The organism is Pelagicoccus mobilis (assembly GCF_016595505.1).
Taxonomy (GTDB): Bacteria; Verrucomicrobiota; Verrucomicrobiia; order Opitutales; family Opitutaceae; genus Pelagicoccus; species Pelagicoccus mobilis.
In genome coordinates this window covers 173,496-197,869 of the sequence record NZ_JAENIL010000004.1, presented here as the reverse complement: position 1 = coordinate 197,869, position 24,374 = coordinate 173,496, and the positions used below count along the sequence as shown (strand labels likewise).

Genomic DNA, 24,374 nt, shown 5'->3' with positions numbered 1-24,374 from the left:
GTCCCGATTCTTGGCTGGATCCTGTTTATGCCGTGGCGGCAATTGCGGATGAGCGGATCCCGTCGCTGTGGTTTCGTGCCTTGGGGAATTTAACTGAGCGGTAATGACGATTTCTGTTTGGATGCGTTGGTGGGTGGTTGTTGGCTTTGTCACCGTGTTGGGGGCGAAGCCGTTCGTGCCCGAAATAGAAGTACAGATTGAGGATCCTTGGCGCTGGGTTGAGATCGAAGCGACTGCGGGATTTGAGACACGTTGCACGGCCGAAGCTCCAGATGGCAGTGTTTGGCTAGCCGGTGAAGAAGGGCTCGCACGGTACGACGGTTCTACCTTGGAGCGTTACTCCTGGGGAGGCCAAAAAGTGGGAGGTGTTAAGGATGTTTACGTTTCAAAGGCTGGTGTTGTCTACTGTCTTACAGAACACTTTGCCGCTTCATTCTATGCCGGCGAGTGGACGGTACTCTGGGAGGAAACGAGCGATGACCGTAGTTTAGAGACTTTTTGCGAGGATTTCGAAGGAGCCGTTTGGTTTGGAGTTAATGATAGGCTGATTCGATGCAAAGGGAAGGACGTAACCGCATTCGATTCTGGATTCTCCCAAGTCGGGCCAACCTTGGTGGATACGAATGGAGCCTTGTGGGTCGCCCATGATCGAAGTGGAGAGGTTCGTATATTCGAAACGAATACAAATGAATCGGGAGAATTGCGATTGCTTCGATCAATCAATGTGGAGAGTGCTCGCAACACGCCTACCAAGATGCTGCTCGACTCTGTCGGTGCGGTTTGGGTTCTAAATCCGGACGAGAATGATCACTGCTACAGATTCGTGAACTACGAGAAACGTTTTGGTGTGGCTGGTTTGCGCGAAAATGGTTTCGCGGTGCGGGGTACGGTTGTTGCCGAGGCTCCAGCGAATCAGCTCTGGTTTCTGTCTCCACGTCGAATGGCGCAGTTGGAAAATGGGCGACTTAACTTGTATGAACTGGAAGATTTGAGTCTGCCGACTTCCTACCCGTATATGACTCAATTGTCTGGGGGGCGATTGCTGTTGGGGGGGAGAACTTCGAATGCGTTCGTTGTGGATCTTTCAAGTGAAAGATGGGGGGATTTTAAGTATTTAAGTTTTCAGCACGAAACCGATGATCAAGTGCGCTGGTTTATCCACTACGATAGGCGGGTGATCTCTTGGGATCGCAAGTCGGATCAATGGACTGCTTACGGTGTAGAGGATGGGGTGATTGAGTATCCGAATCGTGTGATTGTATCGAGCGACGGGACTGTTTGGGCGTCAGGGAGTCAGAATGGTGAGGCTGCTGTTTCGTATTTCGACGGGCGTTCGTGGCGTCAGGAATCGTTTTCAGGGGTGTCGACGCGATTTAGCCACTTGGGAGTTCTAGAATCTACAGAAGGAGCAATTCTTTTTGGAGCGGGCTCCGAAGGTAGTGGAGCGGGAAGCAACAAGGGAGGAGTGGTTGCGTTTCGGAAAGAGGACGGGCGCTACGGTAGTTCGCACCTGGAGTCTCCGCTTTTTCCGTATCGATCAGCTACCATTGTAGAGCGTGAGGATGATGGCTTTTGGGTTGGAGCAAACTTCTTGGCTAAGGTTTCTGGGAATCGGATATTTGGAGAAGAGAGGTTTGAGCAGTTTGAGCGCAAATGGATCGATCATCTACTCGTAGATCAGGAGAATCAGGTATGGGCTGCTCTCTGGGGACGCGGTGTTTACAGGTACGATGGAAGCGATTGGGACCTGTTTCGAAAGGTCGATGGTTTGGCGAGCGACCAAGTAGTGTACATGCTTGAAGGCAAGCGTAACGAAGGGGTTTGGGCGGCTACTGCGGAAGGTGTCTGTCGCTACGATGGTAAGGGATGGTCGCAACCGAGCTTCTTAAAGGATCTTAAGCTTCAAAGAGAGGGAGGGACGCTTCGGGAGGGTGTGGATGGCTCTTTGTGGTTCACCAACAGTCACCGGGATTGGTTGATGCTCAGGGAGAAAAACTTTGCTCATAAAGCTGAATTTCGTTCGGTGCGCTATCAAGCTGACCGTGCTCCTCCGGAAACGAAATTGTTGGAATATGCGAATGGTGTGCCCGAGGGTAGTCCGCTTGTCGTAACCTGGGAGGGCAGTGACTCGTGGTCGCTCACCCCGAAGGATGAGATTGAGTTTTCATGGCGAATGAACGGCCAGCCATGGTCTGCATTTTCTACTAAGACGAGTGTAGCGATACCCAATATGTCGAGTGGCAATCATGTATTCGAAGTGCGGGCACGAGATCGCGACTGGAACATTGATTCGACGCCTGCGGTGGTGACTTTGAATGTCGTGCCACCTGTGTGGAAGCGAGGTTGGTTTATCGTTCTGGTAATTACGTCCGTGGGCGGTTTCGTGTTTTTGTTGGTAGCTCTCTTTAAAGCTAGAGTCCGGGCCGCGATTGCCATGGAGGAGTTTAAACTGGATTTCTTTACCAACATTTCCCACGAATTGCGGAATCCTTTGTCGGTAATCGTAGGCCCGCTTGAAAGCCTGCTGGAAGAGGAGGGTAAACCTGAAGATAAACGGGGGTTGCTCCAACTCGCCCTCCGAAACGCCCGCAAGATGCAAGGGTTGGTAGATCAATTGCTCCAGTTTAGGAAGCTCGATTTAGGCAAGGCTCGGTATCGTCCTGAGAGCGGCGAGATTGTGGGTTTTGTAAAGGATGCTGTGATGACGGAGGAGCCTCTATGGAAGAGGAAGGGACAGTCGCTAGCTTTGGAGTGTGACCCGCCGTATTGGGAATGTACTTACGATGGAGATAAGCTTCAAAAGATCGTAGACAACTTGCTTACAAATGCGGTGAAGTATACGCCAGAGGGAGGGGCGATTCGCATTGGGTTTAATGTATCGGAGTTTGAGGGAGATCATATGGGTACTCTCGTTGTCGAGGACAGCGGGATTGGCATTCCTCCTCACGAGATCGATGCGATTACGAAACCTTTTTATCGTGTGCGCCCAGAATTGGATAAGAGTGGAGGCTTTGGGATCGGGCTCGCGTTGGTGAACCAGTTGGTAGCCTTGTGGGGGGGCGAAATCAGTTTCAATTCGCCGATTCACCCTGGCAAGAAAGGTACTCGTGTAACTGTACGTTTACCATTGGATCGCTTTTCGAAAGATGGGGGATCCGTCTCTGAGCTGGAGCATGAGGCCGAGGAAGCGGAGGCAAGCTCAGGAGCTAGCGATGAGGGGCAACGGCGATCGAGTGTCCTATTAGTTGAAGACAACGAGGACCTGCTCCTTTTCATGAAATCTAAGCTCGGCGAGGAGTTTGAGATCCTGCAAGCGGCGGATGGCGCGGAAGGATTCCGCGTTGCCGATGAGGCGAACCCGGACTTGATCATCACGGATGTCATGATGCCGGAGATGGATGGTTTCGAGTTGTGTCGTAAGATTAAATCGGAGTCTAACACTTCGCACATTCCCGTGATCATGCTGACCGCGAAGAGCGCGGAGGAACATAGCGTAGAAGGCATCGAAGCTGGAGCGGACGCTTATTTCCCGAAACCGGTCAAGCTGCGTCAGCTAAAGGCGAGGGTTCAGAACCTCCTGGAGAGCCGTCGTCAGTTGAGGAAACTGTTTGCGGAGAAGTTGGCGGTCGAGCCAACAGAACTTACGGTGACCTCTGCCGATGAGACGATCCTAAGAAAGGCGATCAAGGTAGTGGAAGACAATATGCGGGATAGCGAGTTTGGCGTAGGGGAGTTCGCTTCTGCAATGGGGATGAGTCGCTCGACCTTGAACCGGAAGCTCAAAGCTCTGGTGGATCAGGGGCCAAACATCTTCATACGCAGCCTTCGAATCAAGCGAGCTGCTCAGCTGCTCAAATCAGGCAAGGTCACGGTTTCGCAAACCTTGGAGTTCGTAGGGATTTTGGACCTCAGCTACTTCAGTCGAATATTCAAAGCGGAGTTTGGAGTGCCACCTTCGGAGTTCGCCGCGCGCTACAAAGATTCGACCGGAGAGTAGGCCATAACGGTGCGACTGTCGATCTGTGGCTTTGACGAGTTTGGGGTCGTGTTGCTCCTCGTAATTTGAGCATAGGAAATGCGTTCAGGTGCTGTTTTTACGAGAATAATAGAGGTCTTAAGTTGTTGGCGTGTAGAAAGAAAGGGAGCGCTTTGCGCGCTTGCTTCACCGAATCAAGTTATTGCTTCGAAATTCATAACCCGAATTGAGGCCATTGGATTAGAGTAAGGAGGATACAGAAAACTGAGCAGTGCATGCCGAGTACCCCATGAAACGCACAACGAGGAAACCGTTAGGCGGATGGACGCTGACAACTGCTCTCATGCAAACTTGATGACCCCATTGACCTCTATGATGAAAAAGAAGCCCCTCCTAAAAACTTCGCAGCCGATTGGTTTAGCCCTACTGCTGCTAACTGCTCCAAGTATGGTTTGGTCGCAGAGCGATACGACTGATGCGGAAGAGGAAGACATCTTCGAGCTTAGCCCCTTCCAGGTGGACGGTTCAAAAGACAGCGGTTACCGTGCCGCCAATACGCTCGCTGGTTCGCGACTCAATACTTCGCTGAAGGACGTTTCCTCAGTGGTCGATGTCTTCACCAAGGAGTTCATGGATGATCTCGGCGTCACCGATCTCGCTGATGTTGCCGTGTATTCAAACAACCTGATCGAATCGACGGAAGACACCCGACACGGTCTTGGAAATCTTTCTGTGCAAGCTTCATCGGGATTCAACTTCCGCATTCGCGGTCTTTCCGCGACTCGAGCTCGAAACTATTTCGATTACAATCACGCTTCCGATTCCTACAACATTGAACGTCTTGACGAATCGCGTGGCCCGAACGCTATTCTTTTCGGATTCGGGTCTCCGGGCGGCATCATCAACGCCTCGACCAAAAAGGCGCAGGTCAACAAGAACTCCGGCTCCATAAAGCTCAGCCGCGGTACAGAGATCAAGAACCGGGTCGAATTCGACTACAATCATGTCGTCCTTGAGGACAAGCTAGCGGTCAGGCTCAACGCGCTTCATCATGAAGAAGAAGGGTGGAGAACCTACACCTTCGATGATCGCGACGCCTATTCCGTAGCTCTCACTTATAAGCCGTTTGAGAAGACGACTCTTTCGCTTGAGTACGAAAACTACGAGCAAAAGTCGGAGAAGGCTCGACCGCTCACTTTTTTCAATCGCGCCGAGAAATGGCAGGATGCTGGAGCGCCTCTCTTGGCTGGCGGTTGGGGCCTTCGAAAGAATGGTACATTCAATCCGGATCTCGATTCTGATGAGCATCAGTATCTCAAGCAATTGATAGGTACCAATAACTCCAAAGGGGATGCCTACTGGGTTTTGAACGAGCAGAGTAACTCTGTGGCAAACTATCGCGGGATGGTTCGTGCTGAGTGGCCAAAGGAAGTTGGCGCGCTTCCCGATGGTAGCACTCTTACCTTTTTTAATGGAGGACGAAGTGTTGTAACGGAGCCGGATGGCATATTTGCCGTCAATGTACTCGGCCCAGGCGCTTTTCGTGACAATAAGATCGAGAACAAGTTCATCAGTATCCAGCAGGAGATTACAGAGGACTTCCATGTCGAGCTATCCGCAACTCGCAACGATGTCGATTGGATGGTTCGCTCAAATTTCGTTTCGAACCTCGAAGGCGATCCGAATCTCTGGTTGCCCTCCGCCAGCGCGACCGACAACCTGCCAGATCGCAACAATCCCGTTGTTAACGAGTATGCGGGACTTCCGTATTTCGAGACGAACTATCAACAAACCGAAACGCCAGAGCTCTATGATGCGGGCCGTATTACAGCTTCCTACGAGCTAGATCTGCGGGAAAAACTAAATTCTGAGAAGATGGGAAATATTCTTGGGCGGCACCGTTTTGGTTTTTTGTACGAGGAAAACGAGTACACTCGCGAGCTGGACCAGCAGCGGGAGATGGCTTTGATTGACGGCGTTTTGCCCAGACCTGGCGATGCGAACATCACCGATGGGCGAAATCGATTCTATCGTCGCCACTATGTCACTGATCTGAACAATCCGCTTGACTACATCGTTGCGGATTGGGCTCCAGTAAACGTTACATTGGATGATGGGGCGAGCTTGACTACCGAGTTCCGTACCTTCCAACGCCGCGACGACTATGTTCGTTCCAATGATTCGCACATGTTCGCTATGCAAAACTACTGGTTGGATGGCCGCTTTGTCACAACGTACGGAACCCGAAAAGACGATGTCGACTTCACCTTTCATGGGAGCAAGAAGACAGAGCTAGGAGTCGTGCGAGATACAGAAAGCGCTTCATTCACTTCCTATTCAGGTGATACTTCTCTGATTGGAGGCGTCTATCACTTCACTCCTAATTTCTCGGTTTTCTACAATGATTCCGAAAGTATAGGTGTCCCCACGTTAGCAATACGTTACGTGCCAGATGGCGCGTTTAATGACACTACTAAGGGCAAGGGGAATGACTTTGGATTCAGAGCTTCGTTTCTCGATAACCGCCTCTATCTGTCTGCTTCTGCTTTCGAGGCGGCACAGACCAATGAGACCGAACTGGAAAGTGTACAAAGCTGGGTATCGATGCGTCAGGATCGCATTGTGGACGCTCTTGTTGATCATGGCCTGATCACTGCAGCGGAGGGCGATTCCTATCGAGTGCAAGGAACCGGATTGACTGTCGATTCAGAAACGGAAGGCTATGAGGTCAACCTGACTGGGCGTCTAACTGACAACTGGAATGTACGCTTGAACTACTCTTGGACGGATCGCGAAGTAAACAACGTAGCGCCGCGCATCCAGAAGTGGGCAAACGATACCGCTCTTCCTTTCTGGAATTCCTTCGATCGGGTTGATCCTAATGATCCGGACGGTCTCAGCTATCTTGATACGGTAGAAACCAACGACGGTGGAAGCACTCTCCAGGATGAAATCGATGGTTTTCAAAGCCGTCTCAACGAAGTGCTCCGCGAGTCAGACCGTGTGATCGGGTTGCGTCGTAACAAGGCGAACCTCTTTACGACTTACCGCTTCAACGATGGAAACCTGAAGGGATTAACCATTGGCGGTGGACTGCGATACGTCGACAAGCCAGTGATTACTCAGGATTTAGATGGAAACAATGTCTATGGTAGTGATAATTTCTCTACGGATCTGAATGCGAGTTACAAAACGAAGATCGGTCAGCGTAACTACCGCTTCCAAGTCAATGTGCGAAACGCCTTCCGTGACGAGGTTGAGTGGTCACCCATTAACATGATCTACGATGGGCATTACGAATCCACTGTTGTGTTCGCTCCTCGAGAATTCGTCTTCTCCATTCAGACTGATTTTTAAGAACTGGTCGCTAGGCCGATAAGGCCGAAGCTCAGTTATCAAATTCGAACACCGTCAACTTTCTGAAGAGGTTGGCGGTGTTTTTTGCTTTTGGGATTCCAAAATCACTTTTGAAACTTGTTTCCATTTTTAGACACACTCATTTCATCCATTATGACGTCAAAGAGATTTATCGTTGCCTTACTCTCATTTCTCCTGATTTCGAGTTTTTCAGTTTGTGCCAATCAAGCCGCCGATCCCGCACCGGGGAAGGCTTATACATACAAGGAGGCGAACGGCGTGACGTTGGATGTGGAGATCTATTTTCCGGAAGACTGGGAACCTTCGGACAAGAGACCCGCTATGATTCTCTTTCACGGCGGTGGCTGGGGAAAGGGGTCATTGAAGGCCTTTCGTTACCAATCCGCATATTTTGCCAGTCGCGGTCTAGTAGCGGCGACTGCGAGCTATACCCTTGCTGGAAAGCAGAAGGATCAAGTTGAAGGGGTATCTCGGAAGCGTGTCTGTATTGTGGATGCAAAGAGCGCGATCCGGTGGATGAAGGAAAACGGAAACCAGTTAGGAATTGACCCCGAAAAAATCATCGCGGGAGGAGGATCTGCTGGTGGACATATCTGTATGCTAGCGACTAATAATCCGGGATTGAACGACCCTAATGATTCGGATGCCTACGATACATCGGTAGCAGCGTACGTCTTGTTCAATCCTGCATTCGGGGCGGTCGATTCTCGGGATCCCGAAGTCCATATCCTAAAGCATCTCAAAGAGAATTTTCCGCCAGCCGTTGTATTTTTTGGGACAAAAGACAAGTGGTTAAAAGGGTGGGCTGAGGTTGAGCAGAAATTGGAGTCGCTCCAATATGATGGCCTGGAGCTGTGGATGGCTCCTGGCAAAGATCATGCGTTTTTTAACAGGCAGCCATGGAAGGATCTTACATTGATTGAAGCCGATCGTTTCCTCGTCGAACTAGGGTACTTGGAAGGAGAACCAACTTTGTCTCCGAAGACGAATGAACAATTGTTTAAGGTCGGTAAATCGTCGGAAAGATAGAAGCTCTAATTTAGTGCCAACTAAGTTCGTTACACATAGATATTTTGTGGGAAGCGACCTTGTGTCGCGAATATTTCGCTCCAAATCGCGGCACAAGGCCGCTTCCCACTTGATTTCAAACCACAGGAAAGTGTGAGATAGTTCGCTGATCCCACACTAGACATTGTGAATGTAAACTTAGAAGTTGCTGCTGACTTCTAGCTCGTCGAGGAGAATGTCGGTTTCTCCTGTATTCTTGATCTGGATATGGTTTCCACCGTTGAGAATCCGTCCAGTCGAAGTGATTTGCTTCCACTTCGCTTTCGTGTTCTTGGCCTCAAGTGTTTGTACATCGTAGTCATTCACTTTTAGCTCAATACTGGTCTCTCTACTTGATTGGTAGCGGATGCGTAGGGCGTATTGGCCGTTGCTACCGTCGTTCTCCTGATAGAACTGGACGGAGTCTCCTGGGGGGACGATGGCGTAACCGGTACCGTAGTGGCCGGATACCACCATATCGCTTTTGCAGTTTTGTGAGAGCTTGGCGTCTTCGGCTTGGAGGCCTGAGGCGTCGACGGTGGTCTTTTCACCGGGGGCGTACCAGTGCAGCCCGAGGTTCTCGGCAAATGTTTCTTCAAGGGTGAAGAGCGTTTCCCCCTTGTTTAGAACAAGCGCTTTGACGGTTGTACCGAGTGAGACGGGGAATGGCTTTTTGTAGCGTGGACTTTCGGTGGTGGGCGTCGAGCCATCGGTTGTGTAGTGGATACGTAGCTTGTTTTCGCTTTTGGCTCCGCGAATAGCGACGGTCCTGACGTTGATGGATACAAGATCGGAGGTAAGTTGGCGTCGCTCACCTAAGATCGCTCCAGCCCGCAAGACGATGTCTCCCTTCTCTTGGGTGGGTTGGACAAAGGCGCGAAGGGCTCCGAAGAAAGCTCGGCGTGAGCTTTGTCCGAAGTTGGGCTCGGTATCGACAGGGTTTCCGTTTTCAAGGGAGAGGATTTTGGCGGGGCCTTCGAGGTGGAAGGCGATACGGTTTTCGCCATAAGGGTAGAAGTTTCTATTCTTGTCTTGTTGCTTGACGGTTACGACAGCAACCTCTGGTTCTCCGTTTGTTGCTTGTATCGATTTTTTGAATCCAGTGATACGTGCCGGAGTTTCGGCGGTGACGTGCTTGGCGCGGGCGACTTCAACGCCGTCCTTGTATGCAACGGCTTCTAGGGTGCCGGGTTCCCATGGGACGAACCACTCGCATTGCATTTCCAAGGCTTGAGTGCCCGGCTTGTTCTTGCCGAGAGAGCGCCCGTTTAGAAACAGTTCGACTTCGTCGGCGTTGGAATAGGCCCAGACCGGGATGAGGGTGCCGTGCTCCATTTTCGGGTGTGTCCAATGGGGCAGGAGGTGGACCATGGGCTTGTTGGTCCATTGGCTTTGGTAGAAATAGAAGAGGTCTTTTTTGAATCCTGCTAGGTCGAGCGCTCCACCCATGAAAGCGCGGAAGGGCCATCCGCCGTGGACGTATCCAGCTTCGCCGAGGTAGTCGAATCCAGTCCAACGGAAATGGCCGGAGTACCAGGGAAGGTCGCGCATGAGTTCCCAGTTCTTGCGGGCTGAGATACGGACCATGGCGTTGTCGTATGAGGAATTGAATACCTGTTTGGATGAGGTTTTCTCGGAGGCGGGTGCCCAGTCGTAAGTGAAGATTTCCTTTTCCGTGAGGTCGGGCAGGGGGAAGGGATCTTGTTTTTTGTTGGGGTAGCCATCACGCCACCAGGTACGGCTGCGGTAGTATCCCCTCACTTGCCAGGTGTGTGGGGCTTCGGTGGCGATAAAGGGGTGGTGGAGCTCCAATTTTTTATAAAAACGTTGGCGTTCCGAGCCGCCGTTGACGCCGTGAACATCCATCACGTCAGGTGCGGCGTGACCAGAAGTGACCGGGCGGGTGGGATCGACTTCGTGGCAGACTTTGACAATATCAGCTCCGACTTCCCCGCGGGTTTCATTGCCTACACTGTAGATGATGATGGAAGGGTGGTTGCGGTCGCGTTTGAGCCAGGTCCTTAGGTCGGCTTCCCAATGTTGGTCGAAGAATCGGGCGCCGTAGTCTTGGTCTGCCTTTTTGCGCCAGCCGTCGAAAATCTCGTCCATGACCAGCATGCCGATTTCATCGCAAATATCGTAGAACGCCGGGACTTGTGGGTTGTGGGCGGTACGCACGGCGTTTACGCCCATCGACTTGAGGAGTTCGAGTTTCCAGCGAATGATTGCCTCGGGTGAAGCCGCTCCGACGGGGCCGCATTCGAGATGGTCGGCGACGCCTTTGAGCTTGAGGTTGCGTCCGTTGAGCCAGAATCCGGTTTCGGTTTCCCATGCGATCTGGCGTATGCCGAAGCGGGTTTCGACGGTGTCGCGGACTTTGCCGCCTTTCACGATTTGGCTAACGCAAGTGTATAGGGAAGGGGAATCGACGTCCCATCGTTGTGGAGAGGGGACACGGATCGTTTGGGTTGTAGTAGCGGAGTCGAGACGCGTTTTTGCTTGGGCGACTTCCTTACCTTCAGGGGAGATAATTCGGGTGACGAGGGTGAGGCCCTTAGTTTTGGGAGCGTCGATTTCGGTTTCGATTTGGACGGAGGCCTCTTCGTCGGTGATCTCTGGCGTCGTGATGTAGATGCCGTCGTGGGCGATGCGTTCTGGCTCGGTGACGACGAGATTGACTGGAGCGTAGATGCCGCAGCCGTGGTACCAGCGAGCGCTCGGCTCCTTGGAGTTGTCGACGCGGATGGCGAGGGTGTTTTTCCCGGGCTTGAGTTTGGAGGCGATGTCGAAGCCGAAGGAGAGGTAGCCGTAGGGCATGCCGCCGAGTTTTTCCCCGTTTAGCCAGACTTGGCTGTCCATATAGATACCATCGAATTGGATGCGGATGGCTTTGCCTTTCCAAGACTCGGGCATTTCGATTTCGCGTCGGTACCAGCCGATGCCTCCGGGCTTGTACCCGCCGCGATCTGTTTGTGCGGCGTTTGGCCGGAATGCGGCTTCGAAGGCCCAGTCATGGGGGACGGAAAGAACACGCCAGTCGTCGTCGGTAAAGGAAGGTGCTTGGGCGCCATCGAGGTCTCCGAGGTGGAAGCTCCACTCATCGTTGAGATTGATGGTCTCCCTCGACGTCCCTGCGGTGATGATCGAGATTGTGGCGAGAACGTAGAATAGAGTCTGTTTGAGGTATATGGCCCAATGCATACCACCTATCTTATCGGAACATGATTGAGGGCGTTATCCGTTTTGACGCAAAGGCATGTAGAATTGCAGCAAACTATTGGATTGGGCTCGAAGAGAGGTTGAATTCAGGGCATTTGAAGTGTGAATACAAGTTTTAGGAGCAAGAGTCCTAGGTTGAGATGTGAAAGTGGTGCTAACCTCTAGGAATGAATTTGTACCCATTCAAACGATTCGGATTTTCTGGTTGGTTGATCCTGCCGTGTTTGCTGATCGGAGCACTTGTTAATTCGCTATCAGCTGCTTTGGTTGATGATGACGCTAAGGCGTCTCGGAAGCTTAGAGAAAACCAGCCAAACATCATTCTCATCATGGCCGACGATCTGGGTTATGGGGATGTCGGCTTCAATGGGCAGGCCCATATTAAGACGCCGAACTTAGATCGTTTAGCGAAAGAGGGCATGGTCTTTTCGGATCACTACGCGGGCTCCACTGTGTGTATGCCGTCGCGTTGCAGTTTGATGACGGGCAAGCACATAGGGGTGGCGACGGTGCGGGGGAACCCGCGTTGGACTGCGACGGGTGAGGCGATTGACCTAACGGACTCTGACGTGACTGTGGCCGAGGAGCTGAAGCGAGCGGGCTACCGTACTGGGGTCGTGGGTAAGTGGGGCCTTGCGGAGGGGAGCGAAGAGGGCTTGCCGACACGACAAGGGTTCGACTTTTTCTATGGCTACCGGACGCATAAAGAAGCTCATCACTACTATTGGCCAGAGCCATGGCGCGGAGAGCAGACCGAACCGCTTGAAGGAAACGACGTGCAGACGAAGTCCGGCAAGTACCTGCAGGATCTTTTCACCAAGGAAGCCCTGGGCTTTGTCAGGGAGGCGGAAAATGACCAGAGCCCATTCTTTCTCTATCTGGCCTATACGGCTCCGCATTACGAACTCACGGTGCCTGACGACTCGAAAGCTCCTTACCTGGGGCTCGGTTGGCCAGAGCGGCCGATGCCCCAAGGGAAGCACTATGTGCACGATCTCGAGGGGAATGTGACCTACGCTGGAATGGTTTCACGCATGGATCGGGATATCGGAGCGCTGCTCGATTGTCTGGAGGAAATGGGGCTCGACGAGGACACCATCGTGCTCTTCACCAGCGACAATGGGCCGGAATACGAGAAGCGGGATCGTTTCTTCAATAGCAACGGGCGCTACCGGGGCGGCAAGCGCGATCTTTACGAGGGCGGCATACGCGTGCCGATGGTGGCTCGATGGCCTGGAGTGGTGAAGGCAGGCACGGCCACGCCCCTGGTGTCCGCTTTCGAAGACTTCTTGCCGACCGTGTGCGAGCTGGCGGGAGTGGTTCCGAGCGATCCGGCAGTAACCGGAATTTCCTTAGCTCCGACGCTTACTGGAAATGTGGAACGTCAGCGGAATCGGGAATTCCGTTATTGGGAATTCAACGAGAAGCAAGGGCCTTTGCAGGCGTTGCGAATGGGTGATTGGAAAGCGGTTCGTTTTGTCGGGAAGCGAACGGAGCTCTATAATCTCAAAGAAGATCCGGAAGAGGAAAGCGATGTAGCAAAGGCGAATCCGGAGATTTTGGATAGGATGGAACAAATAATCGACTCGGCGAGAACAAAACATGATGGTTTTCCCTTAGTGAAGCGTTCGAGGCCAATGTAATGGGGGCGCGACGTTGCAAGGGGCTCGAGGCACATCAGCGCAAATCCGTGCAACATCTTTTCTACCGTCTAGAGCCCTTAATTCGGTAGGGTTGGGAATCGGGCTGACTCCGATTGCTACTCCATTGAACAACCCCTTTCAGCGGATCCCACAGTGGGACCGCTATTCTTCGAAATCATGTCAACGATTGATATTTTGATACTCGTGTTGGGTCTGATCCTCGTGATCGGATTTGGCATCTACAAAGGAAAGTCTTCCAGCGGAAGCGAAGGCTACTTTTTGGCCGGCAGGGGGCTGCCTTGGTGGTTGATCGGGTTTTCCTTAATCGCTGCCAATATTTCCACGGAGCAGTTCGTTGGCATGTCCGGTTCTGCCTCAGACTATCTCGGCATGGCGATTGCGAGCTATGAGTGGATGGCGGCGATCACCTTGGTTGTCGTAGCGTTCGTCTTCTTGCCGAAGTTTCTTAGCACCGGAATCTATACCGTGCCGGAGTTCTTGGAATACCGGTACAGCTCCTTCGCCCGCTTCGTCATGGCGTTGATCACTATGGTGACTCTTGTTGTCGTGAACATATCGGCGGTGATATACTCAGGAGCGTTGTTGATCACCACGCTCTACCCGAGTTTGGACCTACTTTTTGCGGGAGTGATCATTGCCTTGCTTGCTGCTGTTTACGTGGCCGTGGGCGGCCTGAAAGCCTGTGCTTGGACTGACCTCGTTTGGGGCTCCGCGTTGATTGTGGGCGGAGGCGTTATCACCTACCTCGCTTTCACTATGCTCGGACAAACGCCTATTTCGGAACTGGCGTATACGGCCGATATTGCGGCAGCAGGGTTGACGGACGCTTCCTCTGGTTCGGAGAAGTTCTTCGCGATCAACAGCGACAAGCTGCACATGGTGCTGCCTCGGACCGATGAAAACATTCCATGGACGGCACTGGTGGTTGGTTTGTGGATACCTAACTTTTTCTACTGGGGTTTGAACCAATACATTACGCAACGTACTTTGGGATCTAAGTCGCTTGCCGAAGGGCAGAAGGGAATCGTGTTTGCGGCGGCTCTGAAGCTGATCGTCCCGTTTGTGATCGTTTTCCCGGGCATCATCGCCTTCAACCTGTTCAGTGGCGATATGAAGGAAATTGCTGCGGATGATAGCAAGATCCAGGAAGCGTGGGTACTCTACGAGGAACTGAAGGACGATCCGGCTGCTTCTGGAACGTATACGCTTTTCAAGTACGATCGCGCCTTCGAAACGGCACAACCTGAGAAGGCGGCTGAGATCGCTGCATACAATGCGAAGGTCGAGTCTTTAGCCGAGGCCGCAGGTTCGTCCACAAGCAAAGAAACGCTGTTGCTCTACAAGTACGACAGCGCTTTTGGGCTCTTGCTCAAGAGGCTTCTTCCCGAGGGGAGCGGCCTGTTGGGATTTGTGCTCCTTGCGATTACTGGAGCAGTGATCAGTTCGCTCGCATCGATGTTGAACGCGGCGTCGACCATCTTCTCGATGGATATCTACCGCAAATACTTTGATAAGGATGCGACTGATCAGAAGCTTGTTACTGTCGGTCGCGTATGCGTGGCGGTTTTCGTTTCAATCGGCTGCGCGTTGACCACTGTTCTAACCGATCCGAATTTTGGAGGAATCTTTAAGTTTATCCAGGAGTTCCAAGGATTCATATCGCCCGGTATTCTCGGTATCTTCGTTTTCGCTTTTGCGGTGAAGAAGGCCCCTCGAAATTGTGGTGTCGCTGGTTTGATCACGAGCCCTGTTGTTTATGGAGCTCTCTTCTTCTTCGCCTCTGATGTCGCGTTCCTCGATCGTATGGCGATCACCATCTTCAGCGTGTTCTTGGTTCTTGGAGTCCTGACTCTGATGAATCCGTTGAAGGAGAATTTTAAACTTCCTAACCAGGCGGCGATCTCGCTGGAAAGTTCGAAAATAGCCGCCATCCTCGGTTGGTGCGTCGTTTTCGCAACGATCGGACTCTATATCGTCTTCTGGTAGTTCAATTTTCGGAGAGTTGGCTGGACGATGGCGGGTCCCGGGTTCTGGCCGACTCTTCGATCCTTTTTTTTGAAAAACGGGGATTGTTATGAGCTTTTACACCTACTCAAAAGCAATAGTCTATTTTCTACTCGTATCTGTAACAACACTACAGGGACAACGTTCGCCGTATGAGGAAGGGCATGATGTAGAGTTTTTCGTCATGCTTGATGGTTTCACGAAGTATGGGGGAGACATCAAGGTCATCGATGGGATGACTGGTGAGGAGTACACCAAGTCAAATACAGTTGTATCCGACTTCCACTATCAAATGCCTCAAATTTTGGGTGGATTTCATGATATGCTTCTTGCCTATGAGTCTAAGACGATCGCCTTCCATTTGAAGGATGGCGAGGAGCATGCGAAGCAACTCATCGATCTAGCGGCAAGTTTTGGAATCAAAGGCTTCAAGGTCGATGTGATGAAAAAGCTCAACAAAGAGGTCACGATCTACAATCGACTCCGTAACAAACCGTTTTTTCATGTCGATGAACTTATCGTTTGGGATCGCGACACTCTAAATCGAGAAGGCGAGCCTGACAACAAGTACGCCGAGCACATCCGTTTCGATGAGGAGGACGGGGAATGGCATCGAAGAGTGAAGACGCATTGGGAGGTGGACATAAAGAGATGGGACTACGAGGTCCACAAGTATCAAGGTCTCGATTTGGATACTCAAAAGGGGTTTCACGAATCAGGCGGCTTGCCAGGAAACATGAGGACAGACTATTTCAACGATGTTCGCTTATCGTATCCAATCATTTTAGACTCGCGTGCTCTCCCTGACGATCAGGTAGACTACCTGCGTCGCTCCTACATCAAGAACCTGCGTCATTTGTATGATCCTTATAGTTGGGTATCGAAAAGGCACGAGCGGTTCGAGTTGGGCTTCGCCAGTTTGCTCCGCCAAGAGATGTCACTTCGTAGTTTCAAGGTGAAAAACCGTAAGTGGTTCGACGCGGTGTTGGCGTCCTTCTTGAACGATATCGTATCTGTAAACCGTTACGGGCATGAGCGAGTTTACAACGACATCGTGACTCGTTCCGTTTTTCGTTCCTACAGGAACCAGCTCGGGGTCGGGCTTGACCTTTTGAATTGGGAAGAGTCCGAACTGCGGGAGCCTAAAGGAAATCCGCCAAGCGAGGACGCGAATCCCGTGTGGGATGGAGTCCGTTTTAACTCTTCCTGGGGGGCTCGGTTGATTTTACTCGATTTGTACCTAAGAAAGGGTGACGAGCTGGTCGATGCTCTCAGAGTTGAACTGAAGGCGAAAAAAAAGAAAGAGGATGTGGTATCTATGTTTAAGCGCGTTATTACAGATGTGTCTGGGATGCCTGCAAATCGATACATAGAGTTGGCCTTTGTTGAACAACGCAACTTAATGGCTTTGTTTGTAGATAAGATTCAGTCGGAAAAGCAAAAGGCAGAGGCTCCGTTGGAGCGAAGTTGGCTACATGAAAACTGAATAGATAGCACTGAATCCAATACCCCCACCTCGTATGACCAGATCGACCATCCTCTTTGGCTTACTCTTAGCGTTTCTTCAAACGTCAGTCATGGGTAGTCTTCAGTTCTCCCACCTAGAGACGGATTTGGGAATGCGGGGAGTGCGAACGATTGAGAGGGATAGCTATGGATACTTGTGGATAGGTCAAAATGGTATGGGGGTGCTTCGTTATGATGGATACGAATTCAAACGTTACCTGTTTGGAGAGAACGGACTGGAGGGCAGGGTCTTTCAGAAAATCTTCGAAGACTCTAAGCGTAGGCTTTGGATCGCGACGACAGAGGGATTGAATCGCTACAATCGGGAGGACGATTCGTTTGTTGGATACAAGCATGAAGGCCTAAATTCGCTCAGTTTAGGAAGCAGTTCATTAGAGCAAGTTTTGGAGACGGACGACGGAACGGTGTGGGTAGTCGCCCAAAATTCCGTTAATCGATATGATGAGGAGAACGATAGGTTTGTACCCTTGGTACTTGAGCAAGATGAGCTACAGAATGAACATCTCTGTTATGCGGCTCCAATTGGGGATGACTATATGTGGGTCGTTGGTTCGCGTTCTCGAGTGTGGAAGTTGAATCTAAAAACGGGAATCTATGAGGGGCACGAGGTCTTTCCAAAGCGCAGAACCACCTACCGGAAGATCTACGAAGATATGTCGGGGAGGTTTTGGGTACACTCGATAGGAGATGGCCTTTGGGAGTTCTTTCCGGAAAAAATGGAGGCAATTGAGTTTCCGCAAGGGATCGATGGGAGAGGGATATCGGGAAGGAATGTTAGAGACGTTGTGGAATACGAGCCAGGGACTCTGATGATACTTGTCGATCAGGGGGGATTGAATTTTTTGAGTCTAGAAACGGGAGAGGTGACCTACCAGTCCTTTTCGGATGGTACGGGAAATGGTCTTACATCTGATGGTGTTGTGTCAGTGAATGTCGACTACGAAGGGATTATTTGGATTGGGCACTCTCGGTCGGGTATCGACTACTACAACCCGCATTCTTTGAATTTCAGATCAGTCGGACGAACCTCGCCGAGTGGAACTGGCTCTTTGTTGAATGAGGTCGTGAATTGCTTCCTCGAGGACGAGGATCAAAACGTTCTCGTCGGGACTGATGGAGGTGGCATCTATTTGTTTGAGCCAGAAAATGGACGGATCAGGCACTTGGAATTGGATTTTGGTTCTGGGGTGATACGGCAGATGGCAAAGAGCAGTGATCAACGTGTATGGGTCGCGACTTGGGATAGTGGTCTGTTTGTCCTGAAAAATGAAGATGGTGTGTATCGTTTTGATGAGGAAAGCATGGAACGTTTCAGGAAATGGCAGAAGGTTGGCCTCTGGGATCTCGAAATTGATTCGAAAGATAGAATCTGGATATCCTCTCTTGGTGATGGTTTGTATTGCATAGATCAATACGGTAAATCTATTCGAGAAATTGAAAGGACGTTGGATGTGGGTGTTCCTCGGAACACTAATCTCTCAATCCCAAGGGAGGGGGAGATTCTTTTCACGGGGCAGGACGGCACCTACAGGTGGCGCGAGGAAACTCAAAGTACTGAGAAGTTTAATGAAATAGTCGATTTCTCTGCTGGAGAGTACGACCTGTACTCCGGCTCTTACTATGTTGGAGCCTTCAATGATGGACTTTATAAAGTAAGCGAATCGGGTGATATTTTGGCTCACTACAGCAAAGGAGATGTATTTCCTAACTCGAGGGTAAGAAGTATCCACATTGTGAATCCAGACGAGGTTTGGGTAAGTACTGAGGATGGACTTTGTCGATTAGATCCGAATACCAGGGAAAGTCATGTGTTTTATAAGGAAGATGGTCTACAGGGGAACCAATTTGTCCTTAACTCGTTTTGTTCCGCTACGGATGGTAGGCTATACTTCGGAGGGACGACGGGGTTTAGCAGTTTCTTTCCTGAAAGACTGTCCACAAACCCAAACCTGCCATTTGCCTACATCAATAGGATCTTCCTTTTTGGAGAAGAGTTGAGCCATAGATCGAAAAATGCGTTAATCAACGTACAGCCTAGCTCGCTGGAGGAATTGGAACTAAACTGGGATCAGAACCACTTGAGGTTTGAGTTTACAGGGATTAGCATGACGTCCCCTCAGCAAAACCAGTTCGCGTACAAGCTTGTCGGTTTTGATGAGAATTGGATCTATACGAATGCGTCTCACCGTCGTGCGGTTTACACGAATCTAGACCCGGGTTCTTATCTGTTCAGGGTGAAAGCCTCTAACAATGACGGTGTCTGGAATGAGCAAGGGGCGAAACTCGCTGTAGTTATCGCCCAGCCATTTTGGATGAGTTATTGGTTTTATTCGGCTCTGCTAGCTGGGGTTACTGTGCTCGTTTATCTCTACATTCGAGGGCGTGAGCGACGCTTAAAGCTCGATAGGCTTAGGCTGTCTGGCTTGGTTGAGGAGAAAACGAAAGAACTTGTCGAATACCAGGAACAGCTTGAGCACCACCGCGAGCAACTGGAGATAAAGGTCGAGGAACGAACGAAGGAGTTGGTCGATGCCAAGGATAAGGCGGAGGAGTCGGATCGATTGAAATCTCAGTTTCTAACCAATCTCTCGCATGAGATCAGAACTCCTCTTAACGCGATCACTGGTTTCAGTGTCATGATTAACGAGTTTGAACTCGATCAGGAAGAAAGACAAAGGTACGCGGAAATTGTGGGTGAGAATTCCGACTCACTTCTTACCTTGATCGACGATATCATGGATTTCTCTATGATTGCCGCGGAACAAATGACGATTGAACCGATTTCGTTTCCCTTGAATGAGTTCATTGAAAATGTGTTTTCAGGTTTCTCTTTGATTGAGGGAGGTTCTGAAATCGAGTGGGCGCTAGAGAATCGGTTAGAAGAAGAGGATCTGTGGGTTGTTGGCGATCGTTCGCGGATCAAGCAAATCCTGGACAACCTTCTCACCAATGCCCTGAAATTCACCAAAGACGGCTACATCAAGCTGGGTGTGTATAGGGAAATGAGCACAATACGCTTTTTCGTCGAAGACACTGGTCCCGGTATTCCAAAAGAGGATACGGAGTTGATTTTTAAGCAGTTTGTTAAGAGGCAAGTCGACAATGACGCTGCAAAGCGTGGCGTTGGACTTGGGTTGGCGATAAGTAAGAAACTGGCCGGTTTAATGAATGGACAGTTGGAGGTCCAATCCGAGGTTGGAGTGGGGTCTGTTTTTGTTTTGAGTCTGCCACTTCGTTTAGCTGATCGAAAGATTAAGAAGAAACGGTCTGAAAATCGTAATGCATTTGATCTTACAAGAAGAGTCTTAGTGATTGAAGACGAACCTGTGAACTATGAGTTTCTTCAGGTTTGTTTGCGCAAGCTTGGTATCGAATCGGTCTGGGCTGAGAGTGGGCTTGAGGGGCTCAATCTATTCGAGGAAGACTCTGGCTTCGACTTGATTCTACTCGATATCAAGATGCCCGGTATCGATGGGTTCGAAACGCTAAAGCGGATTCGCTCCATAGATCCTGATGTTAAGGTCATAGCGCAGACTGCTTACGCAATGAAGACCGATGAAAGCCGGATTCGTCGGGCGGGATTCGATGGGTATTTGACAAAGCCCATAAAGCTCGCAGCGCTTACGAGCGTTTTGGAAAAGAATCTGAAGTCGGCGATTTAAGGAACCTGAGCCTTGTCTCTCTCCTGTTCGTACATGGTTTTGTATTCGGAGGGCTTGCAGTGGTAGTGCTTTTTGAAGCTGCTACTGAAGTAGCTGAGCTCTCGGAACCCCACTAGATCCACTACTTCTGAGATCGTGTTTTTGTCTTCGAGGAGTAACTCCGCAGCCCGCTTCATTCGTAGTTTCTGAATCATTACATTGGGCGTTTCTCCGGTCATGGCCTTGAGCTTTCGGTAGAGTGTGAATCGACTCATTGCTAGAGAGTCTGAGAGCTTTTGTACATCGAACTCGGGATCAGCTAGGTGTTCCCCGATGAGAGTGATCGCTTTTTCTACGAATTCCTCGCTCTGCCCCTTGTTGCCAGGACGCTTGATGGGAGCTTCCGGTTTGAGAAACTCTTTCCGGTAGCGTTTGATGTGACGTTCTCTGGTGGCAAAACGGTTCTGAACCTTAAGTCTTAGATATGCGGGCTTGATAGGCTTCGTAATGTAGTCATCGGCCGATGCTTCCAGCCCGCGTATCTTTGCTGTGTCTGATGTGAGAGCGGTAAGCATGATAACTGGTATATGGTTCGTCGCCTCATCGGATTTGAGTTTTGTACAGAGTTCGCGTCCATCCATCTGCGGCATCATTACGTCGGTGATGACAAGATCTGGGACTTCTTTTTGAGCGAGATCGAACGCCTGTTTCCCATCGATGGCTTCGATTACCTGGTAGTCGTCAGAGAGCTCGATTCGTAGAAAGCTCCGGATGTCTAGATCATCCTCCACAATTAGAATCCGTTTTTTGTCGGTTATCTCGTTTGAGCTATCGAGCTTCGAATTTTCCCCGGCTTCCGCCTCTACGAAAAGGATAGGTAGATGAACGGTAAAAAGTGTGCCGCGGCCATCTTGAACTGGGCTTACTAGTTCTATCTTTCCATTCAGGGAGTGGACGAGTGAGCGGGTGAGTGGAAGTCCGAGTCCCGTCCCTTTTTCACGGAGCCTATTCTTGCTAGAGGATCGGTTGAAGGGTTCGAAAATGCTCTCTTGCTCCGAGATTGGGACTCCTTGGCCTGTATCTTTAACTTGAATACTGATGTGTTCTGGAAGTAAGTCCTCTCGTACGGTGACAGTGATCGTTCCTCCGTCTGGGGTGTACTTGGATGCGTTGGAAACCAGGTTGTCTATGATTTTTGGAAGCTTCTCCTCGTCGTATTGGGAGGTCTCGATGCTTATGTCTGAGTGAAAGCTCAGGCTTTGGCCTTTTCGAATCGCTAAGGGTTTGTGGAGTAGGACTGCCTCGCGGATATATTCACTTATGTCGCCTTGGACGAGGCGGCTTGGCCAATGCGCGCTTTCATACTTTCTAAAATCCAGAAGTTGATCGACTAGGTGCATCGTCTTTCTGGCTCCTTTGAGAGCGAGAGAAATTTGCTCCTTCACCTTTCCTTCATTGACGGATTCAAGCGCGCTTTCAAGAGGGCCGGAGATGACAGTGAGCGGCGTTCGCAGCTCATGGGATATGTTTGTGAAGAAATTGATTTTTATTTCTTCGATTTCTCTGATGTGGCGAATCCTCAAGCGGATGATGTGGGTGATGAGATAGGTTATGAAAATGAGGGTCGCTAGGACGAGCGCTTGGAACCATGGGCGTTTCCAAATGGGGGCCGTAACCGAAAAGATGATACTGGAAGGATTAGATTGAACGTTGCCGTCGAAGTCTCTAGCTCGCACGTCAAAGGTGTATTCTCCGGCCTTCAGGCTGGTTATTAGGATGTCGGTGTCGTTGCTAAATGGGGACCAGCTACCCGCATTGACTCGGGTCGAATATTCCAGGAAGCTGTTTGGTGTTTGCCCCCAGGAATCTAGGCCGCTCCATGACACGTATGCGTTTCCGGGCTCGGGAATCTTCTCCTGGAAGTTGGTTATCGTGGTCGTTGGTTCGATTTTCTCGGGAGTGTAGCGAATGCTGCGAATGAGGGGGATTTGCTCTATTTCCGACTGTAGAGTGGTTGATAGCTGGTTGTACCAAGGTTTTGTGAGGAAGTTGATCCAAATTGAACCGTCGGAGCTCTGCTTGAGTGTGCAGTTTTCCCGAGCGATGTGGAGTTCTTCAGGAAGGGGGCGATGGGACCACTTCCCATCTGTGAATCGAGCGATTCCGGTTTCAGTGGCAGCGAGGATTACGCCCGGTTGCTGGTTGTGCTCCATCAGGAATACGACGTTGTTGGTCGATAGTCCCGATGAGTAGTCGAAAAGCGTCCATTGTTCGTCCTCGAAGAGGTAGATGCCAATCCCCCAGAGAGCGATCCAGAGCCTGCCTCTAGAGTCGCAAATGAGATGGTCTATCCACTGCGAAGTAAACGTATCTGGAAACTGGATATTGGGTTCGCCTACTGTGGATTCGATTTTCGTGAGTCCTTGTCCGCCAATCCAAAGACTGCCGTCGGGAGTCTGCGTGATGCCGTAGGTTCTAACGGGCATGGGTTCGTCGCTTATCAACCTTTCATTAAAACGACCGTCGCTAATCGTGAGTTCGAGCAAACCGCCTCTGCTGTTCGCCCTTGTTTCTTCTGGCAGGAGGCCTGAGCCGAAGTATATTTTTCCATCATCGCTCGGGTGGGAAGACAGGTAGCACAGTCGAGGGCCGAGCTGTGGATAGCGGCGGATGGACCATTCATCGTTAGAGAGTATAGCGATCGCTGCTTGGGACCGATCGGAACCATGGGCCCATATTGTATTGTCGTTGGATTCAGTGAGGGCGGTTGGGGTGTCGATACTGCCTGGGTAGGTATGCCATGTGTCGTCTTGGGGTGAGTGCTGAACCACTTCACCTGCTTGGCTGATAAACCAGAGGTGGCCGGATTGACTTTCCAGTTGGAAGTTCAATTCCGAGTAGGTACGCCAACTTCTACCGGAAGTTTGCACTTCGTAGATGCTTGATCGCTGGCTTCCGATTAACGTGTTGCCGTTTTTTCGATGGACGATGAAGGGGACGGTTGTCGGGAGGTCGTATTCGGACTTATCTAGCTGTATCCAATTATCGCCTTGTTGGCAGATGAGTCCGTCCAGTGTGCGAATAGCTAGATTGCCATCGTGGCACTGGGTGATCCATCGTTCCTGGTAACGGAAAGAGCCGGTCGGGATGCCGATATCGGTTGTTACCCATTCGTCTGAGTTTTCGTCATAGATTAGGGCGGAGAAGTTAGCGTTTGAACTTGTGGACCAGAGTCTCCCGTCCCGGTCTGAAGCGAAGTAGCGCGGCTTCGCGTTTCGTCCCGGCAAGGTGTAGATCGTCCATTCTCGAGGTGGAGCGAGCTCGCCATCTGCGATTGGTAGCTTGTAGACGTTTCGACTAAGGGATTCCGAAAGCCATATCGCACCCTTGTGCTCGAACAAACCGCAGAACGCGGACCCGGATGTGTAAATGTGTTCTGCTTCTTTGCCTTCTTTCTTAAGGTAGAGTCCCCGTGGCGCTCCGATGAGGATGGAGCCGTCCTCGAGTTCGTGCAGGTTCTGCTTTCCCCAATAGTTGGTCTCGTAGTGAAAAACCACATTCCACTCGCCATCCTTATACGAGGTCACCTCGTTTCGTCCGCCGATGTAGATGGTTTGGTCGCTCGCGATGAAGAGGGTTGTAGGGCTGTGTGAAAGACGTCCTTCTGGGAAGGGAAAATTCTTAAGGGTAAGCCCATCGTAGGAGCTGAGGCCGTTTTGGTCCGCGAACCATAAAACCTCACTTTCGTCTTCTGCGGCACATGTGAACGCGCTCCCTTTCAGGGCTTCCAGTTCAGTCCAGCGCCAATGTTCGGTGAGACGGTTCGGAGAGCTCCGCTCGTTGAACGGGAGGCGTTCAGCCAAGCCAAGACTGGCGAGAGCTAGGGATACGAAAACTGGTATGACTTTCCTCATGAAA

9 protein-coding genes are annotated in these 24,374 nt (G+C 50.9%); 7 read left to right on the top strand and 2 right to left on the bottom strand.

Annotated features, from left to right (window positions below; all coding sequences use genetic code 11):
- Positions 1-103: 103 nt before the first annotated feature.
- The 3 genes from JIN87_RS03300 (at position 104) to JIN87_RS03290 (ending at position 8,383) form a co-directional block, all read left to right on the top strand.
- Positions 104-3,997, top strand: a complete 3,894-nt coding sequence (locus JIN87_RS03300) for an ATP-binding protein (RefSeq protein ID WP_200354093.1) — start codon at positions 104-106, stop codon at positions 3,995-3,997.
- A gap of 351 nt (positions 3,998-4,348) precedes the next feature.
- Positions 4,349-7,333 carry a TonB-dependent siderophore receptor gene (locus JIN87_RS03295; RefSeq protein WP_200354092.1) on the top strand — a complete coding sequence of 995 codons (2,985 nt, stop codon included), beginning with the start codon at positions 4,349-4,351 and terminating at the stop codon, positions 7,331-7,333.
- Between the two features lie 153 nt (positions 7,334-7,486).
- The gene (locus JIN87_RS03290) at positions 7,487-8,383 is read left to right on the top strand and encodes an alpha/beta hydrolase fold domain-containing protein (RefSeq protein ID WP_200354091.1); all 897 of its coding nucleotides are present in this window, start codon (positions 7,487-7,489) and stop codon (positions 8,381-8,383) included.
- Between the two features lie 177 nt (positions 8,384-8,560).
- On the opposite strand, the gene JIN87_RS03285 is transcribed toward JIN87_RS03290, so the two are convergent.
- A complete protein-coding gene (locus JIN87_RS03285; protein ID WP_200354090.1) occupies positions 8,561-11,602 on the bottom strand; it encodes a glycoside hydrolase family 2 TIM barrel-domain containing protein in 3,042 nt (1,013 codons plus the stop codon).
- A 185-nt stretch (positions 11,603-11,787) separates the two neighbouring features.
- Between JIN87_RS03285 and JIN87_RS03280 the strand changes: the two genes are divergently transcribed.
- The 4 genes from JIN87_RS03280 (at position 11,788) to JIN87_RS03265 (ending at position 20,477) form a co-directional block, all read left to right on the top strand.
- Positions 11,788-13,263 (top strand): arylsulfatase, encoded by a 1,476-nt coding sequence (locus JIN87_RS03280; RefSeq protein ID WP_200354089.1) that lies wholly within the window; start codon positions 11,788-11,790, stop codon positions 13,261-13,263.
- Between the two features lie 177 nt (positions 13,264-13,440).
- Positions 13,441-15,270: a sodium:solute symporter family transporter gene (locus JIN87_RS03275; RefSeq protein ID WP_200354088.1), complete on the top strand. Its 1,830-nt coding sequence runs from the start codon at positions 13,441-13,443 to the stop codon at positions 15,268-15,270.
- Between the two features lie 88 nt (positions 15,271-15,358).
- Positions 15,359-16,774, top strand: a complete 1,416-nt coding sequence (locus JIN87_RS03270) for a hypothetical protein (protein ID WP_200354087.1) — start codon at positions 15,359-15,361, stop codon at positions 16,772-16,774.
- Positions 16,775-16,808: 34 nt separating this feature from the next.
- Positions 16,809-20,477 (top strand): hybrid sensor histidine kinase/response regulator, encoded by a 3,669-nt coding sequence (locus JIN87_RS03265; RefSeq protein WP_200354086.1) that lies wholly within the window; start codon positions 16,809-16,811, stop codon positions 20,475-20,477.
- On the opposite strand, the gene JIN87_RS03260 is transcribed toward JIN87_RS03265, so the two are convergent.
- Positions 20,474-24,370, bottom strand: coding sequence for a hybrid sensor histidine kinase/response regulator (locus JIN87_RS03260; protein ID WP_200354085.1), 3,897 nt, complete (start codon positions 24,368-24,370; stop codon positions 20,474-20,476). The genes JIN87_RS03265 and JIN87_RS03260 overlap by 4 nt on opposite strands.
- Positions 24,371-24,374: the final 4 nt, after the last annotated feature.

Excerpts from the sequence above, each read along its gene's own strand:
- JIN87_RS03285 (WP_200354090.1), bottom strand. The coding sequence starts at position 11,602 with ATGCATTGGGCCATATACCTCAAACAGACTCTATTCTACGTTCTCGCC.
- JIN87_RS03260 (WP_200354085.1), bottom strand. The coding sequence starts at position 24,370 with ATGAGGAAAGTCATACCAGTTTTCGTATCCCTAGCTCTCGCCAGTCTT.
- JIN87_RS03265 (WP_200354086.1), top strand. The coding sequence starts at position 16,809 with ATGACCAGATCGACCATCCTCTTTGGCTTACTCTTAGCGTTTCTTCAA.
- JIN87_RS03290 (WP_200354091.1), top strand. The coding sequence starts at position 7,487 with ATGACGTCAAAGAGATTTATCGTTGCCTTACTCTCATTTCTCCTGATT.
- JIN87_RS03270 (WP_200354087.1), top strand. The coding sequence starts at position 15,359 with ATGAGCTTTTACACCTACTCAAAAGCAATAGTCTATTTTCTACTCGTA.
- JIN87_RS03275 (WP_200354088.1), top strand. The coding sequence starts at position 13,441 with ATGTCAACGATTGATATTTTGATACTCGTGTTGGGTCTGATCCTCGTG.
- JIN87_RS03280 (WP_200354089.1), top strand. The coding sequence starts at position 11,788 with ATGAATTTGTACCCATTCAAACGATTCGGATTTTCTGGTTGGTTGATC.
- JIN87_RS03295 (WP_200354092.1), top strand. The coding sequence starts at position 4,349 with ATGATGAAAAAGAAGCCCCTCCTAAAAACTTCGCAGCCGATTGGTTTA.
- JIN87_RS03300 (WP_200354093.1), top strand. The coding sequence starts at position 104 with ATGACGATTTCTGTTTGGATGCGTTGGTGGGTGGTTGTTGGCTTTGTC.